Raw genomic sequence first — 19,204 nt, forward strand, 5'->3', positions numbered from 1 at the left:
CCCATCCCTTTCAAAACGTCATTTTGGTGTCAACTTTTCCATATATAAAAGGGGCGGAGGGGCTGTATTCAGTTGTTTATTATTTAGACAAGGACAAAGCTTGATCCAAATCTGCAATCAAATCATCAATATGTTCCAAGCCTACAGAGAAGCGAAGTACTCCATCTGTAATTCCCCGCTCTGCTCTGACATGTGGGGGCATAGCGGCATGTGACATCATAGCCGGATATGACAAAATACTTTCCACAGCTCCAAGACTAACCGCTACAAGCGGAAGCTGTGCCGCATTAAGCACCTGCTTCGCACGCTCACCTGAACCAACATCAAACGATACAACTGCACCATATCCTAGTGATTGACGTTCATGTATTTCTCTGCCTGGATGATTTGGTAAACCTGGATAAAAGACTTGCGTAATATCGTTCCGTTCACTCAGCCATTGTGCTAGCTTGCCCGCGCTTGTCTCGCTGTGACGCATACGAGCTTCAAGTGTTTTCATACCGCGCATAAGCAGCCAGCTGTCTTGAACGCCCAAGACGGTGCCAAGACCATTTTGCAGCATTTTCACACGATTCCCTAGCTCTTCATCGTTCGTTACAGCTAAGCCTGCTAGCACATCACTATGCCCACCAAGGAATTTGGTCGCGCTATGAAGCACGATATCAACACCCTGCTCAATTGGACGTTGATGATATGGTGTCATAAAGGTGTTATCGAGCAAAGTTAACAAACCTTTAGACTTCGCCCATGCGGTAACAGCAGCAATATCCGTAATTTTCAAAGTAGGGTTGGATGGCGTTTCCATATAAATCGCTTTTGTATTTGCACGATAGGCAGCTTCTACTTGATTCAGATCCGTCATATCCACAAAAGTCGTCTCGATTTGCATCCGATCAAGAATAGAAGTTAGTAAACGATAGGTACCGCCATATACATCTTCTGTCACGATCACATGATCTCCAGCCGACAACAGCAGCAGCGTGGAAGAAATGGCCGCCATACCAGATGCAAATGCGAATCCACGTGTACCGCCTTCTAACAAGGCGATATATCCTTCCAACGCTTCACGTGTCGGATTGCCTGAACGTGAATAATCATGAGCAGGAGGATTAAATATATCTTCATGATGGAATGTGCTCGCTTGATAAATCGGCACACTTGATGCACCTGTATGCTCGCAAACTTCTTTGCCAAAGTGAATGAGCTTCGTAGAAAATTGATTGTGATCGCGGCTCATACCTACACCCCTTTTCCTTCGGCAGCAGGTTCTTTTGCATCAACTGAAGCAGAATCAAGCTCGGCTATTTCTGCCTTCGCTTTAATCAAGGCTTGGTCCAAATCAGCAATAAGGTCATCAATATGCTCGATACCAACAGAGAAACGCAGCAAACGATCATCTACTCCAATAGCTTCGCGAATTTCCTGTGGGATGTCAGCATGTGTCTGCACAGCTGGGTATGTCATCAAAGATTCCACCCCACCCAGGCTCTCCGCGAAAGCAATTAGTCGAATATGGCGCAAAATAGGCTCTACATAGCGAGCATCTTTTAGACGGAATGAAAAGATCCCCGTATTACCCGACGATTGACGCTGCTGAATCTCATATCCAGGATGATCTTCTAGTGCAGGATAGTACACCGCATCGACAGATTCATGATCACGAAGCCATACAGCCAATCTTGTCGCGTTGTATTCATGGCGCTCCATACGAATCGCAAGCGTCTTCATACCACGCATTAATTGATAGGCATCCGTTGGGCTTAACGTAGCTCCGATGGAATTATGCAAAAATGCGATCTCCTCAGACAGTTCCTTACCTTTTGTTACAATTAATCCTGCTAGTACATCATTATGGCCGCCCAAATATTTTGTCGCGCTATGTACGACAATATCAGCCCCCTGCTCTATAGGACGCTGGAAAAATGGAGTAAGCAAGGTGTTGTCTACGATTGTGAGCAAGTTGTGAGACTTTGCCCACTTTGCTACAGCTTCTACATCCGTAATCATCATCAATGGGTTTGTAGGTGTCTCGATTACAACTGCCTTTGTAGCTGGCGTACGCACAGCCTCCATTGCTTCGATATCATTGGTATCTACATAGGAAGCATCTACACCAAAGCGCTTCATAATGCGCTCTAGCAAGCGATACGTACCTCCGTATAAATCTAAGGAAACGATCAAATGATCGCCTTGGCTGAAAAGGGCAAAGACGGTCTGAAGCGCCGCCATGCCCGAACTACAGGCAAAGCCTGCATCTCCACGCTCTAACAATGCTGCTGCATCCTCAAGCACAGAACGAGTCGGATTTTTCGTACGCGTATAGTCGAATCCCGTACTTTGACCAAGTCGCGGGTGACGGTAAGCTGTCGAATGATAGATCGGAAAGTTCACCGCACCTGTCTTTGGCTCTGCAATCGAGCCGATTTGCGCTAACTGACTTTCAATTTTATATCCATTTTCATCACGTTCAATCATTTTGCTCCCGCTCCTTCCATTCGATCGGCTGCCGTACCAAGTTGAAATGGCGTCTCTTGGTAGACATAGTAATTCAACCAATTGGAGAACAACAAATTCGCATGCGCTCTCCATGTAGAGTAAGGACGCTTTGTCGGATCGTCATTCGGATAATAATTTACCGGAATATCCATTTGCATGCCTTTTTGAATATCACGGTCGTATTCCCATTTCAACGTCTCTGCGTCATATTCGGAGTGACCTGTAACAAATACTTGCTTGCCATCTTTACTTGCCGCCAAATACACACCGGCTTCTTCGGACGTGGATATGATCTCTAAGCCCGGCGCTTTCTCCATATCTTCTACGCGAACTTCCGTATGACGAGATTGAGGTACGAGGAACTGTTCGTCGAAGCCTCGAGTTAAGCGGACATTTTGAGTACAGAGTGTATGGTTAAATACACCGAAACATTTCTTCTCCAACGGATGTTTAGGAACACCAAAGTGGTAATACAAACCTGCTTGAGAAGCCCAACAGATATGCAGCGTCGAAGTTACATGATGTTTAGACCACTCCATGATCTTGCAAAGCTCCTGCCAATAGGTCACTTCATGGAATTCCAACTGTTCTACTGGAGCTCCCGTAATAACTAAACCATCGAACAGCTCATCCTGTATATCTTCAAATGTCTTGTAAAACGATGTTAGATGCTCAGCGGACGTATTTTTAGAAGTGTGTGTTGCAGGATGCAGCAGTGTAACATCGACTTGCAATGGGGTGTTTCCAATTAATCTTAACAACTGCGTTTCCGTCGTTTCTTTGGTTGGCATCAAGTTCAAAATGATAATCTTCAGAGGTCGAATATCTTGTTGATAAGCACGCGTCTCATCCATCACAAAAATATTCTCTTGGGACAAAACTTCTTTAGCCGGCAAATGATCAGGAACTTTAATAGGCATAACAAAAACCTCCTAAATCGATATGTCGTCCCTCATCTTGGACACCATGTTTTGCACAATCTGTTTAGAGGAGAAGTCACGGTGGTAAATGAAACAAAAAAGACCTTTCTCTAGTAAGAAAGGTCGCTACTTATACATACTTGCGCCTCTCTCATCTCTCAGAACGACCAAATGTCTATGACATCGGTATTCTGCAAGAATTAGCACCGCTGCGTTTCGCAATTGCTAACGCCGGTTGCCGGGTATCATCGGGCTTGTCCCTCCACCTACTCTTGATAAGATTGCATATGTTATGGAATTGTCTTCATGTGGACTTGGTAATAATTTAAAGCATGGGAAATGATTCCGTCAAGGGGGAAGAACCAAAAATCGTAAAAAATCATACAGTACTACTGTATACTTACGAATTTTCCAAGCACATCTGTAACGGAATATACGTAGTTGGCATTTGTTTAGTTCTTGAAACTAGGCAATCAAGGCGTATATACTAGACAAGTGCCAGGTGACTATCCAGTTGCACAAATATGAGGAAAGACACTAATAGCAGAGGTGAGTTCGCATGGAAGGCGACCCGAGGATAAGCAGTCGCGATTACGGACAACCGAATATGACGATTCGACGAGGACGTGCTGCATTTGCACACGGTTGTCGTCCAATGTTCGTGGGCACATTATGTTTGTGTCACCTTTAGCTTAGTCTGATTGCTCATGCATGACTACATGTATTTTTTCTGTATTTAAGCGCAGGCAAGACGAACGGACCGACATCACTCCGGATGAATCGTCAAGTACAAGACGACACAAGCTACCCATGTAAGGTGGCAAGAAGGAGTGATTATGATGAAGATTCGTCTCGTCAACGAAGGTATATTTACACCCATTGATGATATTAATACTACATTAACCGCACCAGAAGAAGGCTTTTATTGGATTGATGCGGATTTGGATGACCTTGTCATACTCCAGCCATTATTTCAAATGCACGACTTGGCTGTAGAGGACTGTTTGAATGATGAAGAACAGCGCCCAAAAATGGAAATATATGAAGGCCATTATTTTATCGTTATCAACAGTATTCGATTTGACGATGAAGAAATTTTTCTTCGCGCCTTGAACATATTTTTAGGCAAACATTATATCATCACCATTACCAAACAAAAAATTAATGAGCTCCGTACAGTTAAGCCTCTCTTGTGGGAACAAGAAGTAAGCTCCGCTGATCGGATGTTATATCTTGTTATAGATACAGTAGTTGACAGCTACTTCAAAGTTGCCGATCGAATTGAAGCTAAGATTGAAAATTTAGAAGAAGAAGTGCTCGTCAATGCTAAAAAATCACATTTGAACGAAATCATCAGTCTGCGCAGTGAAATATTGTGGGTGAAGAAAGAACTAGCACCTCAGAAAGAGCTGCTGCTTGTCCTTTACCGCAAAGATTTGCGGTTAATTGATGACAACTTGCAGAAATATTTCAGAGATATTTATGAAGATGCCGTTAAAGTTGCCGAGACATTCGATACATTCCGCGACTTAATGGCGAACTTACGAGAATCTTATCAATCCAGCATTGCCAACCGCGCGAATGAAATTATGCGTGTATTTACAGCAATGACAACGATATTCATGCCACTGACGTTCATTACCGGTATATACGGAATGAACTTTGATAATATTCCATTTATTCATTATAAGTATGGAGCCGTGTTCCTGATCGGATTTATGTTCATGCTTGGAACCATTATGCTCATCTGGTTCAAAAAGAAAGACTGGCTCTAATCTTACAGCAACTATAGCCCGCGATTAACGCGGGCTTTTTCAATATCTGAATCATCCATTAAGCATTATACAGCTTTGGCTTCAACATCCACTCGCGACCTCGTTGAACTAGGTCGTGCGGATCCCTGCTCTGTTCGGCTGCTATTACGTATCTGCATACGAACGAGCCGTATGTATTCATAGCGTCGTTGAATAATGGCAGAGGCATCCTTCAACGCTTCTTGGCCAAATGTTTGAATATAGATTGGCTTCAAATAATCCATACCTAGCTGCTGCAGCGAATCCCCAATCCGGGTGCGCATCTCCGTATCAATCTCACTCAGTACATGCTCCGCATAAGACATCATGTCATATCCTTCTTCAGACAATGCTTCAATACGAACAAGCAATTCGCGACGATCAACGTTCAAACGCTCCATAATCACTTCTGGCCCCAATTGCTGCTGGACAGCTTCGATTAAGGTTCGTTTATCAACAAGACGATTGAACTCACCGGACATCTTCTGCTCCTCCTGCTGATATACCCATTGCAAAAATGCCGCAGGACCTACCGCTGCACTCACCCAGTCCAATGGAAATGTCGTCCTACGCGGAACCGGTGCTGTGATCGCCATAATGGCTTCACCATAGGTATGAACCTTAGCCTCTCCAAAGCCAGGAAGCTGCTTCAACTCTTCCAGCGTTTGTGGGACGAACGCACTTACAAGCCGAAGCATACGATTCGTCGTAATCCAATAAGGTGCGCGGCGAATGGAAGAAGCGACTTCTTTGCGCCACTGCACCAACTTCTGATACAGCTCCTCATCAACATGTAAGTCGCCAAAACAATGAATCCATTCGTTGCGCTCCTTCATCCGACGTTCATGCTGCTGCGTATCCGGTGTAAATCCAAGTGTTGGCTCATAGCCTTTGCGCATCAAGCTTGCAACACCTCGTCTAAGCGCCGCACACATTTCCGCCCATATATCTCCCTCATACCAAGTCGAATTGGCATCCTCTGTCTGGTGATCCCAATCACCATCTTGTTCCCATAAAACAAGCCACTTCCCTTCCTCTTCACCCACTGTAACTAATCCACTCCGTACTTGTCCGGACACCTCTGCCCTTTCTAATCGCGACATCCATACAATAATCATGCTCATTCTCCTTTTTATCCATAATAATGTGTCATTCGTAACGCATCACAACGAAGGAATGATGCATAAAAAAAGAAGCACCTCTCCTATGTCATCAGACATAAAAGAGGTGCTTCCTCATTCCGGTTATGAATTTATTTCCATTATAGGCAATCACATCATTGCTGTCAACGTTCTATCTAATCTGCGACATTCCCAATTCAACTCTGCTTATGCTATGATGGAACGTATTGAGAATGAGGAGGTACCAACCTTATGAGCGCTGAGCCATTGGATTTCTTATCAGACTTTACCGAACAAACATCCACCCGCTTTGTCACGTTCATCGGTGAAAGTATGCATCGTTTCGATCTAGCTGTCACAACAACAAGCCGCTTCTACGGCAAGAAGCTTGTAACTGATCTCCAATCAGGATTGACAGCTATTCTTGGACAAGACGACCTTGAAGAGGAAGGATATTTGGAATCATTTTATCGCCTTGAGGAAGATGCAGCAGAAGATTTGCGACGTTTCCTAGCTCTCGTCGTCGGAGAAGCACACTTCACAGATTAATAGACGTGATAGGGCACAGCATGAAAGTGAATATCACATGAACATAATAAGAGCCTAATCGCATTGGTGTTGCAGCAATTGTAGCTGCATCTTTTCTAGCGCGACTAGGCTCTTCGCCTATTTTATTTATGATTTCGGTTGTTTAAACATAAGCACGTTACTAAGCAATCTTCCTGGTGAAGTAATCACTTTATTGTTTGCATACAAACCAGTTGAAGCACCGCCGTCCAAGTTCATTGCCTGCTTAGCACCAAGCTGCTTCCATACTTCTGCCCACTGTTTCATCGTAGCGCTGCCTGTTGTCGCAAGCATAATCGAACCGTCTGGCATGATGCCAATTCCGCTTCGAGTAGCAGACAAGGTAAGTATTTTGTCTTGCTGGAAACCTTCTGCCTTTGGTTGAAGTGCAACACGGCCATCTTTCACTAAGCGAGGCCCTGCTCCTACCGCAGTTTGAACATCTTGCCAGTCGATGGCTTGTCCATCTTTATTCGTATATTCGAAGACTTGCGTTACTTTGTCGCCTTTCTTGAAACGCTCCGCCATTTTCTTCTCTTTACCTGTATAAACGAGTACATAACCATCTTTAGGAATCGGAACATTTTGACCGCTAGTTACCGAGGTTACTTGGCCATTGCGAACGGTAACTGCATTGCCGTATGCAAATCCGAGATGAGAACCGCGCATAGGCGTGAACATGATGGCCGAAGAGCTATTTTTAGCTGGCGTCCGATTGACGAAATAAGCATACCAGCCTTGCTCACGCGCCGTCTTCTCATTTGTCACGGTTCCACGCAATTTAACCCGAAGCGTGTCCATCAAGGCAGAACCGTCTTGTCGGAATCCAATCGTAGTTCCGTGGTTGCCCACATGCTCGATACGACCGTTAATAATAACTGTGCCCCATGGCTCAGGTGCGCCATTGTACGCTTCAAAGAAAGTCGCATTAATTCCAGCAGTTGCTCGATGGTTGCGCATCATTTCATTTAAACTGGCAGCTGCCCCATATTTTCCTTTACCAAATGCCGCAGCAGGCACGTAGCCTTTAGGAACATGGACGGTTTGCACCGCGATCGAACGGCTGCCCACCTTTATAGACTTTGAGGAAACACGCGGCGCAGCCAGTTTGGGTTTGCTTGCGAGGGCAGTAGGCACTTCAAATTTCCCACCAACATTGCTTGATGCTGTAGGTACTGCATACGCATTAGTCGGCACGAGCAACATCGACAGTGCTGCTACCATGGTTAACGATTTGAATACGCGATTTACTCGATTTCTACGATCAGACGTTTCCTTGTACATTTCATCTCTACCTTCCAAGTATATACTCATATGTACATATAGTATAAACAAAAAGACAGCACATGTCTTCCAAAATGTGCTGTCTCTATAAAGTAATTCATGGATTAAGATGTCATACCCAAGTACGAAATCATACTTTTCATTTCCAAGCGCTCGAACATCGTTCCAACTAGATCTCGATCAGGCTCGAAAAGACAGGATTCAATTTCACATTGCAGTGGGACGTCGCATTCAATACGAGCTAAGGAACGAGACAGATGCATCATCTCAAGGTCAGACTCAATCTTCGTTCGAACCCCTTTAGCCAACTCAGGCATATTGTCTAGTATGCCTTCAATGCTACCATACTGCTGGATAAGCTTCATAGCTGTCTTCTCACCGATGCCTCGTACGCCCGGATAGTTATCAGATGGATCACCCATAAGTGCCTTTACATCAATAACTTGCTCGGCTGTCAACTGACGCTCCTCCATTAAGAAATCAGGACTATACACGGCATAATTGCCTTGTCCCTTTTTCATAATGATAACTTTTGTATATTCATGAACCAACTGCAGCATATCCTGATCACCGGTCAGCACCATCACGTTGAATTGTTCACGATACTGACGAGCCAATGTACCAATACAATCGTCAGCCTCATAACCTTCACAAGAAATATTAGGAATATGGAAGGAATCCATCACATCTCGAATAAGTTGGAACTGCGGTACAAGATCTTCAGGACATTGTGGACGGTTCGCTTTATAATCTGTAAATTGCTCTGAACGGAATGTCTTGCTGCTCAAATCCCAACAACATGCAATGTGCGTTGGTTCAAAACGTTGTACAGCGTCCCAAAAATAACGCATAAAGCCAAAAACAGCATTTGTAGGCGTTCCGTCCTGCATACGACGGATTGATCCGCCATAGGCTGTTGCATAGTAAGCTCTAAATAATAAAGCCATCCCGTCGACTAGAAGCAGGGAAGGTCTTTGTTCATTCATTTCATTTGTATTCATCGTTGTAGGCGGCTCCTCTCTACTATCGTTGCATTAGTATAACATAGGCACTACGCTTGATCCGATAGAGGATGTTGCCAAAAGCGATACCATTACCCATATACTTGCTATTGTTATTTAACTGCTATGACCATGCATCCGCATATTGATCTTCTTTAAAGCCAATCGTCGTCTTATTTCCATCCGTTACAATCGGGCGCTTAAGCAGTTTCCCATTTTCAGATAACAACTTAAACTGCTCTTCCACCGACATCCCCGGTAGCTTGTCCTTCAATTGCAGCGCTTTGTATACCTCACCAGACGTATTAAACCATTTCTTAAGCTCCAAACCACTGCTTGCAACAAGTTTTTCCAACTCCTGAACAGTAGGAGGTTCCTCTACAATTGGGATTTGCTTGACGTTATGACCTTGATCCTTAAGCCATTTTACGGCTTTGCGGCATGTACTGCATTTCGAGTATTCATAAATAGTTAGATCCATCGTACATTCTCCTCTCGAATGTGCCACTGCATGCGGCTCTGTATTGCTAGCGGTCGTACGCTTATCATAAGCTTACTATTCCTGTCATTTACGCTTTTTGTTCTAGCTCCTGCTCCAATTGAATCAAGTCCGCTGGCAGCGGTGCCGTAAAACAAACCCGTTCCCCTGTCATCGGATGATTGAAATGAAGCTCCGCTGCATGTAAGGCATGTCGCTTCATCGATGTATGCATCTTCGCGTCTGGGTTATAAAATTTATCGCCAATGAGCGGACAGCCAATATGCTTCATATGAACACGGATTTGGTGTGTTCGTCCGGTCTCTAATACACATTTTATCTTTGCCGCCTTACCATGATAACTAGTAATCGTCTCGTAATGTGTAGTAGAAGGATACCCTTCCGGTGTAACAATTCGTAAATGACGCTCCTCAGGATCACGATCAATCGGTGCATGGACAGTCCCTTGAGCTGGCTGTGGATCACCTTCTACATAAGCAACATAACGCTTAAATACATCGCCACGCTGCAATTGTTCAGACAATTGCTGATGTGCATAGGCATGCTTGGCAATAAGCAATACACCCGATGTCTCCTGATCCAATCGATGCACAGGTCGAAAACGTGTTTGCTCACCACGACTGCGCCAGTAATGGACAATACCATTGGCTAACGTGCCGTTTGGGAAACCGTACGTAGGATGTACAACTAGATCTGGCGGCTTATGAACAACAAGAATATCTTGATCTTCATAAATAACCTCAATCGGTATGGGCTCAGGCTGTATACTTTCCACTTGAGGTTCTGCAATACGGACACGAACTATATCTCCTGCCTGCAGCGGCTTATGACCATAAGTAGAGCTTCCGTTTACCGTGAGCCCTCCTTCGACACGCTTCAAGCGCGTGATAAGTCGTCTTGACATGTTCAAGCGTGAAAGAAGCACTGTACGAAGCATAATACCTGCTTCATCCTCAGAGATGCAGTAGGTTAGCTCGGCAGCATCCCATGTCTCTGGTTGCGCATCGGTAATTTCCGCTGAGCGATTATCATCGTGCTGATCATTGAACGGATTACTCATGCTGCCCCTTCTTCACTCCGCTGCGAAATACATGAGCACTCCTTTCATATTCCACGTCTTCCACAGCCGTCAAACCATTTACACGTCGAGCCGCTGTAAAGAAATAATCAGACAAGCGATTCACATACTTCAGCACTTCTTGGTGGATAGACTCTTGATGAGACAATGTGACAATGCTGCGTTCTGCACGTCTGCAGACCGTCCTACACACATGAAGTGCTGCTGCTGCCGGATGACCTCCTGGCAAAATAAAGCGCGTTAGAGGGGCATTGTCTGCCTCGTGCTGATCAATCCACTTCTCTAGATTCGTCACCATATCTGGCGTAACTTTGAACACAGCTTTCCCTTGAGATTCATCAGCAAAGGCAAGATCCGATCCACAGTCAAACAATTCATGCTGAATTTGTAACAGTTGTTCACGAAGCCCTTGCAATCGATCATCATCACAAGCTGCATGTGCAACTGCAGTGAATGCATTTAGTTCATCTAACTCCCCATATGTATGTACACGGATATGATCCTTGGCCACGCGTCCACCCTTCAAAGCCGTTAATCCTTCGTCACCCGTTCGTGTATAAATATTCATCCGATCCATCTCCTTACTCTCCTTGGTTGTCTCAGTAACTTGTAAACGAATGGTTCGCTACCGTACGCTGTGCATATCCACTATCCGCGGAACTTGTTCGCGCGAACTTCATGGGCGAGCCCTGCACTCATACGAAACCATTGATGGGATTGTTCTGCAAGCATGCGATTAAACTTGGCAAGCTGCATATGATAGCAGCGTTCTCGTTTCGTCATAAAAGGGGTTATAGTCCCTGGTTCACCTGTTACAACGAATAATTTCCCCTGATACGAAGAAATCGCATATTGCAATAAGTGACGCTTTTCATTCATGAACTGCTCATATTGCTCATCTGATAAATCTTCCTGCTCTGACAGTTGCTCATGAACGGCCGTAAAATATCGATCAGCTCCGTCAACAACAACGACTCGCCGATCCGCTCTGAACACGTTCGATTCACGGTTAATAACATCCATAACTTGCGGCAATAACATATCCGCCTTCACTGTCTTCCAGCGGAAACCACGCTCCCCTTCGAATGCCTCTTGCTCAGATGACGAGGAACTGCCAACCACAACAAAAAGGCCTTCTCTGCCAAAGGACGCCGCATAACGGAGTATAAAAGACGTCTTGCCGCTAGCGACATGGCCCGTAACCCCGATTATCATATGTCATCCCTCCGTCCAGCCTTATCATAACCATAATCAAATTCAATCGCCATTTTTCATATGTATCGTCTCAAGCTGCACGTTCTCTCTTCATTAATGACTTTCCAATACCTTCATTACTTCCATGGATTGTTCAGCATTCGGTGTATGTACGGGCACTACTAGTGACAGTCCATCTGCAGGAAGTCCTAACTTCTTCAACCCTGCCAACGCATCAGCAGGCAAGGCATATAAATGAGATTCTACAATATTCGTCTTAGAATCTCCCTCTTCCTTCACAACAATACCATCCATGACACCTGTTGGGTATTGGCTGCTATCAAAATGTCCATCAAGCGGCAGTGTTCCTCCATTCTTGACATAACCTTGTATATCTTCAGAAGGAGCTAAAATAAGACTGTTTTCACCTACCATAAACTCTACCATCAGCTTCTGATGGCTATACGTTGGAGCTACAACTACGTCCACGGTAAACTTGTTTTTGAAATGATCATTCAAGCTGGTTTCGACGGAATCTACAACCTCGGCTGGAAGTGTAGTATGATTCATAATAAACATTATTACATCCGCCTTGTCCTTGCCACAACCACTTAACATCGCTACAAACAGAAGCATCAGCATCACACTAATGATTCCCCTCTTCTGTCTACACATGATGGCGTCTCCTCTCTCCAATACGAATCACCATAATTCCTTTCATCATACCATACAATTTACATGCAAAAAAAGAAGACCCCTTAAAGGGGTCTTTTATGGATATGTTTTGTACGCATTAGATTTCATATATTCATTGATCTTGATATCAAGCATACTGCTGATTTCAATTACATTATGTGCCGTAAACGATTGTTCTTCTTGAAACATTTGTTCCATCTGCTTGCGAAGTAGACGGATTTCTTGCTCAAGCATAAGCAGCTTTGACGAAACGTCCCTTGTTCTGCCCGACCATTTCGGATGATCGTTCTCGTCTCGAAATATGGAATGTGTATAACGGTTTAACGTAAAGTCCGAACAAAACAAGCCTTTTCCCCCCTTCGCTGCTAAGCATGTAACGGGATCTTTTCATTTATTTCATAGCTAAGAAAAATGTAAAGATCCATGTTATATTATAGCAGACTAAGACAAGAGAAACCAGTTTTTTCTATCCTATCCATCATCGTTTTCACATTTCATGTTTAATTTTCGCCACAATTTTCCCCATACGTTCAATCGCTTCTGTCAATTGCGCAACAGATGTCGCATAAGAGCAGCGGATGAATCCTTCGCCACCTTTACCGAACACATTTCCTGGTACCGCAGCTACTTTACCTTCGAACAACAAACGTTCGGCAAAAGCTTCAGATGATAATCCTGTCGATTGAATCGACGGGAACGCGTAAAATGCCCCCTGAGGTTCATGGCATTCCAAGCCAATTTCTCTAAATCCTTTAACGACAAGCCTTCTGCGCATGTTATAGGACTCTACCATTCGGTCTTTTTCTTCCTTACCATTTCTTAAAGCTTCAAGCGCAGCGATTTGTCCCATAACAGGAGCACACATAACCGTATATTGATGAATCTTCAGCATAGCCTCAATAAGATCACGATGTCCACAAGCATAGCCCATACGCCAACCAGTCATGGCAAACGCTTTTGAGAAACCACTTACTAGAATCGTACGTTCTTTCATACCAGGCAATGATGCAAAGCTTACATGCTTTTGTTCATAAGTTAATTCTGCATAAATTTCATCCGAGATAACGATAAGATCATTTTCTTCAACAATTTTAGCGATAGGCAAATAATCCTCATAAGTCATCGTTCCCCCTGTAGGATTGCTCGGGAAACAGAGAATAAGCACTTTTGACTTTGGAGTAATTGCCGCTTGCAGCGCTTCAGCCGTCAGCTTGAACTCATCTTTAGCCACAGTCTCAATACCTACGGGAACACCGCCACCAATAGATATAATTGGTGAATAGGATATGTAACTAGGCTCGGGAATCAGGATTTCGTCCCCAGCATTCACAAGGGTGCGCAATGCCAAATCAATCGCTTCTGAACCACCCACCGTAACCATAATTTCATTAGCAGGGTTATATTCAACATGGAACGAGTCGCTCAAATACTGGCCGATCTCTTCACGCAGTTCAGGAATACCCGCGTTGGACGTATACTTTGTCATACCACGCTCTAGCGAATATACGCATGCCTCACGAACATGCCAAGGTGTGCAGAAATCAGGCTCACCAACACCCAGTGTAATAATATCTTTACTGCCGCTCACCAAATCAAAAAATTTGCGAATACCAGACGGCGGAATTGATCGAACTAACGGGTTAATATAATGCTGCATACCGGTAGGATTCTCCGCTTTCACTGATTGGTTTACCATTGTCATTCACCTCACGGAGAAATAGCAAGACGGTGATCTTCCTCGTGCTCTTCGAAGATAATTCCATCCTGCTTGTATTTTTTGAGAATAAAATGTGTCTTGGTTGAAAGAACAGCCTCAATCGGTGATAACTTATCAGATACAAAAGAAGCAACTTCTCTTAAGTGCCTACCCTCAACCTCAACAAGCAGGTCATAAGCGCCAGACATTAAATAAACAGACTTCACTTGCGGGAACAAATAGATGCGTTCGGCAATGCTATCAAAGCCACGCCCACGTTCAGGCGTAATTTGAACTTCTATAAGTGCAGTAACCTTTTCCTCTTCAACCTTACTCCAGTTCACTACAGTGGCGTATTTCACGATAACATGATCATCTTCCAATTCCTTGATCGCCGCGCGAACTTCTTCTTCTTGCACACCTAACAAAGTTGCGATCAGGTCAGAAGAACGACGCGCATCTTCCTTCAACAGTTGTAAAATGTTTACCTTTAATTCGCTTAGCTCTTTCATCTCTTGATCCTCCCGCGATGCTGCGGCGCTTTAACTTAGTAAACGGACCGTGCATCGTTAGTCGTGATATGAAATTATGATACACCCAATACAACTTATTGCCAACAGCGATCCGAGAGATATACATACTTTTATATAAAAAATACCCCCATCTTGTAATTAAGCCACATTTTGTAACTTAAATCACATGATTGGGAGTATTTCAATCGTAATCGTGCCGCTTATTGCTGCGTATAGTACGGGTTATGCACATGCGCACCATACGGAGCATAGTAAGCCCCGTGATGGCCATGAGAAGCTTGCGGCTGTTGTCCATGCTGCTGCGTATGCGCAGGTTGTGCAAACTTCTGTTTGACAAGCTGACTCGTCTGCTGCAGCATTTTTTGACTAGATTGCAACTGCTTCTGGACTTCTTTTTGCTGCACTGGAGAAGCTGTTTCGTACATATTGTGTTGAGACATGAAATAATACAAATTACCTTGCAGCGTCAAAGTTCGATTCGTTAAATCTGTAAACAATTGACGCACAGCTACACAATTCGCTTCTGTTGCTGCCGTTGTGTACTCTCTTACGGTTCGTTTGAGATCTGCCAGTATCGTATAGAGCAAATCTTTATCCGGCAAGAATTGTTGAGATGCATGTGGCATATAACCAAATCCTTTTCCGCAATAGTAGTTAGTCTAATACAGGTCGTTCATAACCATAAACGTAAACGTTGAGAAATACTATCCTTGAGGCTGTGCTGGAGCCAGCTGGACATGCTGTTGTAGCGATTCATGGAGCATATGATAATGCTGCTGGTGCGCATTAGCTTCTTGCGTCAGAAATTGATACACAGCCTGATTCGATGTTTGTGAAGCGGCAGCAGCACATTGTTTCAACAGCAAATCTTCATTCGTTAAGCAATCCACTACATATTCCAATTCTTTACTCGTTAAAGGCTGCATCTGGCCTCCGAAATGAGTCATCTTTATTTCTCCTTTCTCATCATTCTTTTGTGTATTATGAGCGATTTAACAGGGAAATATGTAGAGCGAAAGGAGAGAATGAGAATGGATCTAAAGGCCGGTTCGTTAGCTTGGCCTGTGACGTTGGAGCAAATAAGCGCATATCCCCCTATAAGCCAGGATGAGCAGTGTGACATCGTCGTAATTGGAGGAGGAATGAGCGGAGCACTTACCGCCTACGAATTAAGTCGCCAAGGATACCGAACAATTGTTGTTGACAAACGGCGTATAGGAACGGGTAGTACTTGCGCGAATACAGGGCTGCTTCAATTTTGCAATGATAAGATGCTGACCGCATGCATACATACTTTCGGCCAAGAAAGCGGCGTGCGATTTTATACCTTGTGCAAGCAAGCTGTGCAGCGTTTATTTGATATTAGACAAGATTTAATCACGGATCCTGAGCTTTACGAGCGAAGCAGTTTGTACTATGCCAGTACAGAAGATGATGTGCCTATACTGGAACAAGAGTTTAACACTTTGTCTCATTACGGATTTCCTGTTGAATGGTGGGTTAAAGAAAAAATACAGCACCATTTTGGATTTACAAAGCCTGCTGCTTTAGTTACACATGGCGATGCAGAAGTAAATCCATTTCGAATGGTACATGCCTTATTGGAAACTTCCGTTGCGAAATACAACCTTCGCATATTTGAGCACACACGTATTCTGCGACATCAATCTGAGAAACCAAATGAAATTATGTTATACACAGACCAAGGCCATCATATTAAGGCGCGACATGCTGTGTTTGCCACGGGCTATGAAACACAGGAGATGAAGCGTGATCGAAATGCTGTGATGGAAAGCACCTATGCAATCGTTACGAAACCAATTCCAGATCTTGAGCAGTTATGGCATAAACGCATGTTCATATGGGAAACAGCAAGACCTTATTTGTATATGCGGACAACACCAGATAATCGCATCGTAGCAGGTGGCTTAGATGAAAACACCACCATTATTGAAGAGCGAAATCGAATGCTTCCGAACAAATCGAAACAGCTAGTCCAAGAAATTGAACAGCTGTTTCCAGCCAGCGCTCCTATTGAGGCTGAGTATGCATGGACTGCTTTGTTTGGCTCCACCCACGACGGGTACCCAATGATCGGACCACATCCCAAATATCCCAATTGCACCTTTGTTGAAGTGTATGGGGGCAATGGAACGGTATACAGCTCAATTGCTGCAAGCATGATCATTGATCTAGTCGAAAATGGAACACACCCTGATGCAGATTTGTTCACGTTCCAACGCTCCAACCACCCTTCTCCTCCTCATTGAACGCAACGTAATAAAAATGGCTCCTTCGACAAAGGAGCCATTAGCCATTCTGTATAATTAAAACTATGATTTTATTACGATAAGTGGCCTCATTAACAATGAACTAACCAAAGGCATACATCCGATAACAGCTAAATACAAAATAATAACCCAAGATTGTTGCGACCACCATACGACACCTATGAACATCGTAATACTTAGTATTCGCCCTAAGCAAAGTCCACATTCCCGCAGGATCGTCAGCTCAACCCGGTTTCTTGCCGCTTCATCATCTCTACCCATCAAATCAAAGACAGAAGAAGTCATAGGAACGATAAATAAAGGTGAAAAAGAGGACATAATCAATCCATAAAGTAACAAGCTAATATAATTCACACCGAACAGCAAAGGAACTACGGCAGCACCCATGCAAATGGTTCCAATTATCATCGTTCTAGCGCGCCACACGCCTGACAACCATTTTCCAACGACGTAGAATACGACTAATGAAGCAAAGGAAGTAAGCATCGTATAGGTGCCCAGCTTCAATTCATTACTGGTCGCTATATACACTAGCAATCCAATGAGAAACATGTACACGCCGTCCCTTAAACCCTGAGCCATCATCGCGAAAAATACGGTTCTCCATGAACTATGCTTGTCACGTAACGAATGAAGTGGAATGTTCCAATCGAATGCAGCACCCGGTGGTCTTTTCGACAGCTTGAAACTTAACAAGATGCCGCAGGCAAAAATAAATAACGATATACTGAACATGATTGTATAACCTGTTGATCCATACGCAGTGATGATTAACCCTGACAGCCAAGGCGCAATCATCGTACAAGAAGAAGCTACAATCCCAGCTCCACCATTATACGAGTCGCGTGTAGTCGCATTAGTTACTTCAAAATAAATGACGTTATAGGACAACCAAAAGCAGCCTAACGAAGCTCCAAGTACGATACCAAGCAATTCAACACAATGTATCGTATATTCACCCAACACAAGTACCAGCGTGTAAAATGCACCCGACAGGACCATACCTGCCCGCAACCAAATCATTTTATTTTTTTCCTTAACCCATTTGCCCCCTAATAAGAAGACCGCGCCCAGAGATAGCTGCTGAATAAGAGCAAACCATCCAATGAGCGCGTAATCAGGCTTCATTTTCCATAAGTAGATATTTACATATGTGCCGGAGCATGCGTTAGCCAACGCAAACAAACTATATACAGCAAACAGCAGTTTGGTCTGGTTGTCCCACTGTGTTGTTGGCATGAGTTACTTCCCCCTTCACAGCTGCTAAGTAGTACGTTACTTATAACATACCCTGAAGGAGGAACGCCCATGAACTACAAACTTAAGGTAGTTTACACCTTTTCGTTGTTTGCTTCTAAGTCGCTCATTGCTTGCAATTTCACAGTCATTGCTTCACGCCCTGTATGATTCAGCATGCGCTGTACATGGAAGCATGACGTACAAACATACACATCTAGTTTAAATGGAGCCATTAACAACGGCTGACTCATTCCTTCGTGCACATGCGGCTCAAAGGAGCTGCCCGCTACCGTTTCTTGCCCTGTCAGCAGCATATATTCGCGACAATGCGAACATTCAGGCACATCAACTTGATGGTGAATCAATTTATCCGCGCTTTCTTGAAGCTTCAGTTTATCAGGACTTCCCCATTGCATATTGTCTTCATCCCAACCAAAATTAGACCAGCCCTTGTCATCCTCGCTAGCTGTTCCATTTTCCTCAGCTTCCATTCTACGAAGCCTCTTGTCATCCTCATCAATTTCTAAATCCACAGAAAGAGAACGATAAGCATTCAGCTCATTCATACAATGCGGGCATTCCTCTTCTGGTCCTAGCACTTCATCCCAAACAATTTCTGTGTCACACCACGGACATACTTGTGTTGACATATTTCTTTACCTGCCTCTCTTGCTTGAGCACTGCAAATAAAAGCTTATAGCAGTCCTTCAACAACCTGTTTATGTTAAGCATATTCAATCCAATAGTAAATACCAATTGCCAAAAAGAGCGCCGCAAGAGCGAATAATGTTCCCCA

At 44.0% G+C, this 19,204-nt stretch carries 21 protein-coding genes and 1 riboswitch; of the genes, 3 read left to right on the top strand and 18 right to left on the bottom strand.

Annotated elements, in window-relative coordinates:
* Window positions 1–79 precede the first annotated feature (79 nt).
* Genes H580_RS0100240 through metA form a run of 3 tightly spaced genes read right to left on the bottom strand, consistent with a single transcriptional unit; the run spans window position 80 to window position 3,416 of the window.
* A complete protein-coding gene (locus H580_RS0100240; protein WP_028593017.1) occupies window positions 80–1,237 on the bottom strand; it encodes a trans-sulfuration enzyme family protein in 1,158 nt (385 codons plus the stop codon).
* A 2-nt stretch (window positions 1,238–1,239) separates the two neighbouring features.
* Window positions 1,240–2,475, bottom strand: coding sequence for an aminotransferase class I/II-fold pyridoxal phosphate-dependent enzyme (locus H580_RS22770; protein ID WP_051217107.1), 1,236 nt, complete (start codon window positions 2,473–2,475; stop codon window positions 1,240–1,242).
* On the bottom strand, window positions 2,472–3,416 hold the full coding sequence (metA, locus tag H580_RS0100250) for a homoserine O-acetyltransferase MetA (protein WP_028593018.1): 945 nt from the start codon (window positions 3,414–3,416) through the stop codon (window positions 2,472–2,474). The genes H580_RS22770 and metA overlap by 4 nt, the downstream gene beginning before the upstream one ends.
* 148 nt (window positions 3,417–3,564) lie before the next feature.
* A riboswitch (SAM riboswitch) is annotated at window positions 3,565–3,698 on the bottom strand.
* A gap of 557 nt (window positions 3,699–4,255) precedes the next feature.
* On the opposite strand from metA, the gene corA reads away from it, so the two are divergent.
* The gene (gene corA, locus H580_RS0100255; RefSeq protein WP_028593019.1) at window positions 4,256–5,191 is read left to right on the top strand and encodes a magnesium/cobalt transporter CorA; all 936 of its coding nucleotides are present in this window, start codon (window positions 4,256–4,258) and stop codon (window positions 5,189–5,191) included.
* A 65-nt stretch (window positions 5,192–5,256) separates the two neighbouring features.
* On the opposite strand, the gene H580_RS22775 is transcribed toward corA, so the two are convergent.
* Window positions 5,257–6,327: an HRDC domain-containing protein gene (locus H580_RS22775; protein ID WP_051217109.1), complete on the bottom strand. Its 1,071-nt coding sequence runs from the start codon at window positions 6,325–6,327 to the stop codon at window positions 5,257–5,259.
* A 255-nt stretch (window positions 6,328–6,582) separates the two neighbouring features.
* Between H580_RS22775 and H580_RS0100270 the strand changes: the two genes are divergently transcribed.
* Window positions 6,583–6,879, top strand: coding sequence for a DUF3055 domain-containing protein (locus H580_RS0100270; protein WP_028593020.1), 297 nt, complete (start codon window positions 6,583–6,585; stop codon window positions 6,877–6,879).
* A 126-nt stretch (window positions 6,880–7,005) separates the two neighbouring features.
* Here the strand turns inward: H580_RS0100270 and H580_RS22780 are convergent, their stop codons facing one another.
* From H580_RS22780 to H580_RS0100330, 12 genes are all read right to left on the bottom strand, one after another.
* Window positions 7,006–8,199, bottom strand: coding sequence for a phosphodiester glycosidase family protein (locus tag H580_RS22780; RefSeq protein ID WP_245583447.1), 1,194 nt, complete (start codon window positions 8,197–8,199; stop codon window positions 7,006–7,008).
* A gap of 86 nt (window positions 8,200–8,285) precedes the next feature.
* A complete protein-coding gene (locus tag H580_RS0100280) occupies window positions 8,286–9,182 on the bottom strand; it encodes a 5'-3' exonuclease (RefSeq protein WP_028593021.1) in 897 nt (298 codons plus the stop codon).
* A 124-nt stretch (window positions 9,183–9,306) separates the two neighbouring features.
* The gene (locus H580_RS0100285) at window positions 9,307–9,663 is read right to left on the bottom strand and encodes an arsenate reductase family protein (protein ID WP_028593022.1); all 357 of its coding nucleotides are present in this window, start codon (window positions 9,661–9,663) and stop codon (window positions 9,307–9,309) included.
* 88 nt (window positions 9,664–9,751) lie between these two features.
* Window positions 9,752–10,741: an RluA family pseudouridine synthase gene (locus H580_RS0100290; protein WP_028593023.1), complete on the bottom strand. Its 990-nt coding sequence runs from the start codon at window positions 10,739–10,741 to the stop codon at window positions 9,752–9,754.
* Window positions 10,734–11,327, bottom strand: a complete 594-nt coding sequence (locus tag H580_RS0100295) for a cob(I)yrinic acid a,c-diamide adenosyltransferase (RefSeq protein WP_028593024.1) — start codon at window positions 11,325–11,327, stop codon at window positions 10,734–10,736. Before H580_RS0100295 ends, H580_RS0100290 begins: the two co-directional genes overlap by 8 nt.
* Before the next feature lie 80 nt (window positions 11,328–11,407).
* Window positions 11,408–11,974 carry a bifunctional adenosylcobinamide kinase/adenosylcobinamide-phosphate guanylyltransferase gene (locus tag H580_RS0100300; RefSeq protein WP_028593025.1) on the bottom strand — a complete coding sequence of 189 codons (567 nt, stop codon included), beginning with the start codon at window positions 11,972–11,974 and terminating at the stop codon, window positions 11,408–11,410.
* Between the two features lie 93 nt (window positions 11,975–12,067).
* A complete protein-coding gene (locus H580_RS0100305; RefSeq protein ID WP_036604240.1) occupies window positions 12,068–12,628 on the bottom strand; it encodes a hypothetical protein in 561 nt (186 codons plus the stop codon).
* Window positions 12,629–12,724: 96 nt separating this feature from the next.
* The gene (locus H580_RS26555; protein WP_028593027.1) at window positions 12,725–12,994 is read right to left on the bottom strand and encodes an aspartyl-phosphate phosphatase Spo0E family protein; all 270 of its coding nucleotides are present in this window, start codon (window positions 12,992–12,994) and stop codon (window positions 12,725–12,727) included.
* A 142-nt stretch (window positions 12,995–13,136) separates the two neighbouring features.
* A complete protein-coding gene (locus H580_RS0100315) occupies window positions 13,137–14,345 on the bottom strand; it encodes an aminotransferase class I/II-fold pyridoxal phosphate-dependent enzyme (RefSeq protein ID WP_028593028.1) in 1,209 nt (402 codons plus the stop codon).
* Between the two features lie 11 nt (window positions 14,346–14,356).
* The gene (locus tag H580_RS0100320) at window positions 14,357–14,857 is read right to left on the bottom strand and encodes an Lrp/AsnC family transcriptional regulator (RefSeq protein WP_028593029.1); all 501 of its coding nucleotides are present in this window, start codon (window positions 14,855–14,857) and stop codon (window positions 14,357–14,359) included.
* Window positions 14,858–15,078: 221 nt separating this feature from the next.
* Window positions 15,079–15,504 carry a spore coat protein gene (locus tag H580_RS22785; protein ID WP_084508771.1) on the bottom strand — a complete coding sequence of 142 codons (426 nt, stop codon included), beginning with the start codon at window positions 15,502–15,504 and terminating at the stop codon, window positions 15,079–15,081.
* A 78-nt stretch (window positions 15,505–15,582) separates the two neighbouring features.
* Window positions 15,583–15,825 carry a hypothetical protein gene (locus H580_RS0100330; RefSeq protein ID WP_028593030.1) on the bottom strand — a complete coding sequence of 81 codons (243 nt, stop codon included), beginning with the start codon at window positions 15,823–15,825 and terminating at the stop codon, window positions 15,583–15,585.
* A gap of 84 nt (window positions 15,826–15,909) precedes the next feature.
* On the opposite strand from H580_RS0100330, the gene H580_RS0100335 reads away from it, so the two are divergent.
* Window positions 15,910–17,148, top strand: a complete 1,239-nt coding sequence (locus H580_RS0100335; protein ID WP_028593031.1) for an NAD(P)/FAD-dependent oxidoreductase — start codon at window positions 15,910–15,912, stop codon at window positions 17,146–17,148.
* A 63-nt stretch (window positions 17,149–17,211) separates the two neighbouring features.
* Here H580_RS0100335 and H580_RS0100340 read toward each other — a convergent pair whose 3' ends face one another.
* Window positions 17,212–18,408 (bottom strand): MFS transporter, encoded by a 1,197-nt coding sequence (locus H580_RS0100340; RefSeq protein WP_028593032.1) that lies wholly within the window; start codon window positions 18,406–18,408, stop codon window positions 17,212–17,214.
* Window positions 18,409–18,500: 92 nt separating this feature from the next.
* Window positions 18,501–19,058 (bottom strand): hypothetical protein, encoded by a 558-nt coding sequence (locus H580_RS0100345; protein WP_028593033.1) that lies wholly within the window; start codon window positions 19,056–19,058, stop codon window positions 18,501–18,503.
* Window positions 19,059–19,204 lie beyond the last annotated feature (146 nt).

The organism is Paenibacillus assamensis DSM 18201 (genome assembly GCF_000422445.1).
Lineage (GTDB): Bacteria > Bacillota > Bacilli > Paenibacillales > Paenibacillaceae > Paenibacillus_B > Paenibacillus_B assamensis.

What these genes read in the sequence shown, in the direction of transcription:
- H580_RS0100240 (WP_028593017.1), bottom strand. Translation starts at nt 1,237, where the DNA reads ATGAGCCGCGATCACAATCAATTTTCTACGAAGCTCATTCACTTTGGC.
- H580_RS22770 (WP_051217107.1), bottom strand. Translation starts at nt 2,475, where the DNA reads ATGATTGAACGTGATGAAAATGGATATAAAATTGAAAGTCAGTTAGCG.
- metA (WP_028593018.1), bottom strand. Translation starts at nt 3,416, where the DNA reads ATGCCTATTAAAGTTCCTGATCATTTGCCGGCTAAAGAAGTTTTGTCC.
- corA (WP_028593019.1), top strand. Translation starts at nt 4,256, where the DNA reads ATGAAGATTCGTCTCGTCAACGAAGGTATATTTACACCCATTGATGAT.
- H580_RS22775 (WP_051217109.1), bottom strand. Translation starts at nt 6,327, where the DNA reads ATGATTATTGTATGGATGTCGCGATTAGAAAGGGCAGAGGTGTCCGGA.
- H580_RS0100270 (WP_028593020.1), top strand. Translation starts at nt 6,583, where the DNA reads ATGAGCGCTGAGCCATTGGATTTCTTATCAGACTTTACCGAACAAACA.
- H580_RS0100280 (WP_028593021.1), bottom strand. Translation starts at nt 9,182, where the DNA reads ATGAATACAAATGAAATGAATGAACAAAGACCTTCCCTGCTTCTAGTC.
- H580_RS0100285 (WP_028593022.1), bottom strand. Translation starts at nt 9,663, where the DNA reads ATGGATCTAACTATTTATGAATACTCGAAATGCAGTACATGCCGCAAA.
- H580_RS0100290 (WP_028593023.1), bottom strand. Translation starts at nt 10,741, where the DNA reads ATGAGTAATCCGTTCAATGATCAGCACGATGATAATCGCTCAGCGGAA.
- H580_RS0100295 (WP_028593024.1), bottom strand. Translation starts at nt 11,327, where the DNA reads ATGAATATTTATACACGAACGGGTGACGAAGGATTAACGGCTTTGAAG.
- H580_RS0100300 (WP_028593025.1), bottom strand. Translation starts at nt 11,974, where the DNA reads ATGATAATCGGGGTTACGGGCCATGTCGCTAGCGGCAAGACGTCTTTT.
- H580_RS0100305 (WP_036604240.1), bottom strand. Translation starts at nt 12,628, where the DNA reads ATGTGTAGACAGAAGAGGGGAATCATTAGTGTGATGCTGATGCTTCTG.
- H580_RS0100315 (WP_028593028.1), bottom strand. Translation starts at nt 14,345, where the DNA reads ATGGTAAACCAATCAGTGAAAGCGGAGAATCCTACCGGTATGCAGCAT.
- H580_RS0100320 (WP_028593029.1), bottom strand. Translation starts at nt 14,857, where the DNA reads ATGAAAGAGCTAAGCGAATTAAAGGTAAACATTTTACAACTGTTGAAG.
- H580_RS22785 (WP_084508771.1), bottom strand. Translation starts at nt 15,504, where the DNA reads ATGCCACATGCATCTCAACAATTCTTGCCGGATAAAGATTTGCTCTAT.
- H580_RS0100330 (WP_028593030.1), bottom strand. Translation starts at nt 15,825, where the DNA reads ATGACTCATTTCGGAGGCCAGATGCAGCCTTTAACGAGTAAAGAATTG.
- H580_RS0100335 (WP_028593031.1), top strand. Translation starts at nt 15,910, where the DNA reads ATGGATCTAAAGGCCGGTTCGTTAGCTTGGCCTGTGACGTTGGAGCAA.
- H580_RS0100340 (WP_028593032.1), bottom strand. Translation starts at nt 18,408, where the DNA reads ATGCCAACAACACAGTGGGACAACCAGACCAAACTGCTGTTTGCTGTA.
- H580_RS0100345 (WP_028593033.1), bottom strand. Translation starts at nt 19,058, where the DNA reads ATGTCAACACAAGTATGTCCGTGGTGTGACACAGAAATTGTTTGGGAT.